Source organism: Arsenophonus sp. ENCA (assembly GCF_002287155.1).
In the GTDB taxonomy this organism is placed as follows: Bacteria; Pseudomonadota; Gammaproteobacteria; order Enterobacterales; family Enterobacteriaceae; genus Arsenophonus; species Arsenophonus nilaparvatae.
On sequence record NZ_NHNG01000061.1, the window covers coordinates 1 to 3,472 of the forward strand.

A 3,472-nucleotide genomic window follows, 5' to 3' on the forward strand; every position below is an offset into this window, starting at 1 on the left:
TGAGCAAAAATGGGCGCCGTCACGATAAACGCTTACTCGATAAAGTCGATATAATTCGCCATATTCCTCCTGAGGTAACCATCTGGGCAGATACCGGTTTTCAAGGTATAGATAAACAGCATCCTAATACACAAATCCCAAAAAAAGGAACTCGAAAAAGACCTTTATCGCCTGAACAAAAACAAGAAAATAAAATAATCTCGGGCATCCGTATTACAGTTGAACACGCCATCGCGGGTATCAAGCGCCTCGGTTGCATGACCCAAATTTTACGGAATCGTAGACCCTTTATTGATGATACCTTCTTACTCCTTAGCGCAGGTCTTTGGAATTTCCATCTCAGAACAGCGTAAAATTTACTTCAATCACCGAAACACCCTTATTTCACTATTAAGCAACACGCTTTACACACCACTATCAGCAGGGTTTCATATCTTCACGACGATTCCTGATAAATCGCGCTGTACGAGTTATACCCATCTACTACTTTGGATTACTTGTCGCTTTCCTCTTAGGAGGTGCTATGAGTACTTTTCACTACCCAGAGAAAATACAAAATTTGATTAGCGCACTTACTTTTACAGTCTATAAGACCGACGTGACACCGCATTACATCGACGATGGTGAGATGTACAACATACGCTGGACTCTCAATTATGAGGTTTACTTTTATTGTAAGCGTCGTTAAATCCGCACATTTTTTTACTTCTTCTGATAGGACGTGAGATATTTAAACGGGAAACGTGCGATAAATGTGGATCTACCTGGGACAAACTGGATCTATCTGGGACAAGTCAGGGTGATTCAGTTACACATAGTGAAACTAACATTGAGGGGAAATTCGCTTTTAAATCTTCACGAGTTTCGCAGTCTCTAAAAAAGAAGTATAAATTTAAAAACAAGAAAAAATCAGGATGTTCATATTTTGTCCGGTTATCCATGCATTAAAGATATCTATAAAATATTCTTGCAAGTAAGCAGTGTAAGATACTCTAGTTTGGCGTTATCAGAAGTCAGCCCATCGCCTTTATCTCATGACACGTATAGCGCGGCAAATCATTTGATACCGAAAGGCAAAATATTTGATACGCTCAAAAATCACACAAAAGAAAATTATTTGATACCAATTTCTGTACTGATATAACGCCTTTATTGTCCCTAAAACATCATGAACGTGGTTTTAAAGTTTCCGGTTTAGGATAAGGTTGCACTTTAAATAATTTTGTATTGAGGCGCTTCTTCGCGCGTTTGTCCAAAAAGCGGATATATCGGAACTGCTGGAAGCGATGAACCGTTGCACGCGCTATATTGGCCCTCAGGTATTCTCCTCGCTTGCCGCCTCGCGTGATCGCGTTGCGGGCTATTTCATGATACCACTCACCATCAAGCTCATAGAATCGCGAGTAATGGCTGCCGATATATTCAAAATTACTCGCCTGATACACCACGCCACAACGCCCACAGCGCTCATCTGCAAAGGATTGCACCCATTGCACCTGAGGATAAAGTAATCTGATAGTTTTCAGCGCATAGCTGATCGCTCGTGACTCTGAATTTTTAGGCAGGTCATCATGCAGCCATAAGCGGTTAAGCTCCATATACTCACGATTCCCCGTGCCAGAGACCACTTTTGCGCCACTGTTAGGATTGAGGGCGTACCCCCACTGCATCACGCCAACCAAAGCCCTACCGGAGAATACCCCAAGATGTAGCCAGGAATTATTAACAAACCGCCGGCTATAATGCCGACTTGTTACAATGACGCGGGCCAGCCAGCAGGCGATGGTTTCTACCCGCAATTCGTGTGAGCCGTATCCAACAATCTGGTCATTATCGAAAATGGGCTGTGGTGGTGTGAGAATGCGTGAAGTATGTGCGCGCTTCATTTCCGGTCTCCGACTTGCGTTCGGAGACGCTTGTTGAGGGATTGCTCATCCTCATTTCATTAAATGCCTTACAACGCGGACACTTGATCTGGATGTAAATCGCGTTTGCTTTTGCCAACAACCGGTGACAACCACAGCAACGTATCTCTTGTAACATCTTCTGATATCCCTACTTAATCAAGGAATATCATGTTACACGTCAAGTATTGTGAATGTGATTAAGCCACTGTAATTGATCTGTTTTGACGATCGATAACAGTTTATTGATCGTCTATATCGCTGATGTTTTATGTTATCCGACAGGGGTTAAGCAGTGCGATTTCACTGTACATAAAACACTCCAAAATAGATTAAAATTTAATCAAAACCTCGATTTTAGCCCTAAATCTGCATTTTGGCTAAAATTTAAACGGTAAATACAGTGTTTTTTGTCATGCATTTTCCTCATCAGGCCATGATTTAGGCTTATTTTGGCGGGAAACTGGCAAAAATCCTCATTGTGAAAAACCTTGGTTTGTTAGAAACTGTAGATTGTGCAAAAAATGCACTGGATAAACGTACCGGTGGAACCGTCAACGGCGGTGTCACTCTCGGTCAAAATTTAACCATTTCATGGGGTGGAAAAACTGCCACTTATCATGAAACTGGGGATGTGACTGGCTCAATCTGGGGCGGAACTTTGTGTGCTTGGGTTCATGCCCGAGCCAATGAGGCGCAAAGCAATGCCTGGCAACATGCCGATCATGTAGCGAACGGCCGTGCCACTTGGGACTATGTTAACACCACGTTTGTCCGGGATATTCGATTGGGCCATATGCAGGAGATTCAGATATGGCGAGGCACGGGTTATCGTGATGAACCTCATTATGTAATAACCGGCGTATATAACGGAAACGTTGATAACTATGTGGATTATATTCAGCGCCGTCTCATACAAAAAAACGTTAACGGTGAATGGATAAATGTGTGGTTTATGTGATGAAAAACATTAAAAATTTCAAACGCTACCATCCTGATGCGGTTGATAAAAAATGGCTAGAACACGCTGTTGGTGCAATTTTTCTTATCTCGGAAGATGGTCAAGACTGGTATGAGTGCCAAAAAAGCTTTCAGCCCGATACGATGAAAGTAGAGTATGAAGCGGACGGAATTATACGCTCGATGGGCTACGATATCAGCGGTTTCTGTCCCGATCTATGCAGCATAGCAGAAGTATCAGAATGGCCTAAAGAGGCCGCCCCTAATCGAAAATGGTGTTTTATCGATGGTGAGATTGTTCCACGTGTTTATACACCAGATGAACTCAGGGAGCAAGCGACCCATAAACGAGACTATCTGCTTGAGCAGGCAGCAAAAATTATAGCACCGTTGCAGGATGCGGTAGACCTTGACATGGCAACAGACGCCGAAAAAGCATCACTGCTGGCCTGGAAAAAATACCGGGTGCTGCTAAATCGTCTCGATATCAGCAACGCGCCGGATATTGCGTGGCCGGAAGCACCTAAGCAAGATTAACAAATCTTAATGAGTGCGATACCAGCCCATAAGAGTAACAAAAGCATTTGTTATATTAATTTCGCTACCAC

At 43.0% G+C, this 3,472-nt stretch carries 6 protein-coding genes; 4 read left to right on the forward strand and 2 right to left on the reverse strand.

What is annotated here, in order from left to right; all coding sequences use genetic code 11:
- Positions 1–353: transposase family protein (locus CBG25_RS01680; RefSeq protein ID WP_290603898.1), on the forward strand; the 353-nt coding region annotated here is incomplete at its 5' end.
- A gap of 572 nt (positions 354–925) precedes the next feature.
- Entirely contained in the window at positions 926–1,144 is a 219-nt protein-coding gene (locus CBG25_RS01685; protein ID WP_290604071.1) for a hypothetical protein, read from the forward strand.
- Positions 1,145–1,166: 22 nt separating this feature from the next.
- Here the strand turns inward: CBG25_RS01685 and CBG25_RS01690 are convergent, their stop codons facing one another.
- Together CBG25_RS01690 and CBG25_RS21220 are read right to left on the reverse strand one after the other, a co-directional pair.
- Entirely contained in the window at positions 1,167–1,886 is a 720-nt protein-coding gene (locus tag CBG25_RS01690) for a protein mom (RefSeq protein ID WP_290604073.1), read from the reverse strand.
- Positions 1,831–2,043, reverse strand: a complete 213-nt coding sequence (locus CBG25_RS21220) for a Com family DNA-binding transcriptional regulator (RefSeq protein WP_366212657.1) — start codon at positions 2,041–2,043, stop codon at positions 1,831–1,833. The genes CBG25_RS01690 and CBG25_RS21220 overlap by 56 nt, the downstream gene beginning before the upstream one ends.
- 357 nt (positions 2,044–2,400) lie before the next feature.
- On the opposite strand from CBG25_RS21220, the gene CBG25_RS01695 reads away from it, so the two are divergent.
- Together CBG25_RS01695 and CBG25_RS01700 are read left to right on the forward strand one after the other, a co-directional pair.
- The gene (locus CBG25_RS01695) at positions 2,401–2,865 is read left to right on the forward strand and encodes a hypothetical protein (protein WP_290604075.1); all 465 of its coding nucleotides are present in this window, start codon (positions 2,401–2,403) and stop codon (positions 2,863–2,865) included.
- The gene (locus tag CBG25_RS01700; RefSeq protein ID WP_290604077.1) at positions 2,865–3,401 is read left to right on the forward strand and encodes a tail fiber assembly protein; all 537 of its coding nucleotides are present in this window, start codon (positions 2,865–2,867) and stop codon (positions 3,399–3,401) included. Before CBG25_RS01695 ends, CBG25_RS01700 begins: the two co-directional genes overlap by 1 nt.
- Positions 3,402–3,472: the final 71 nt, after the last annotated feature.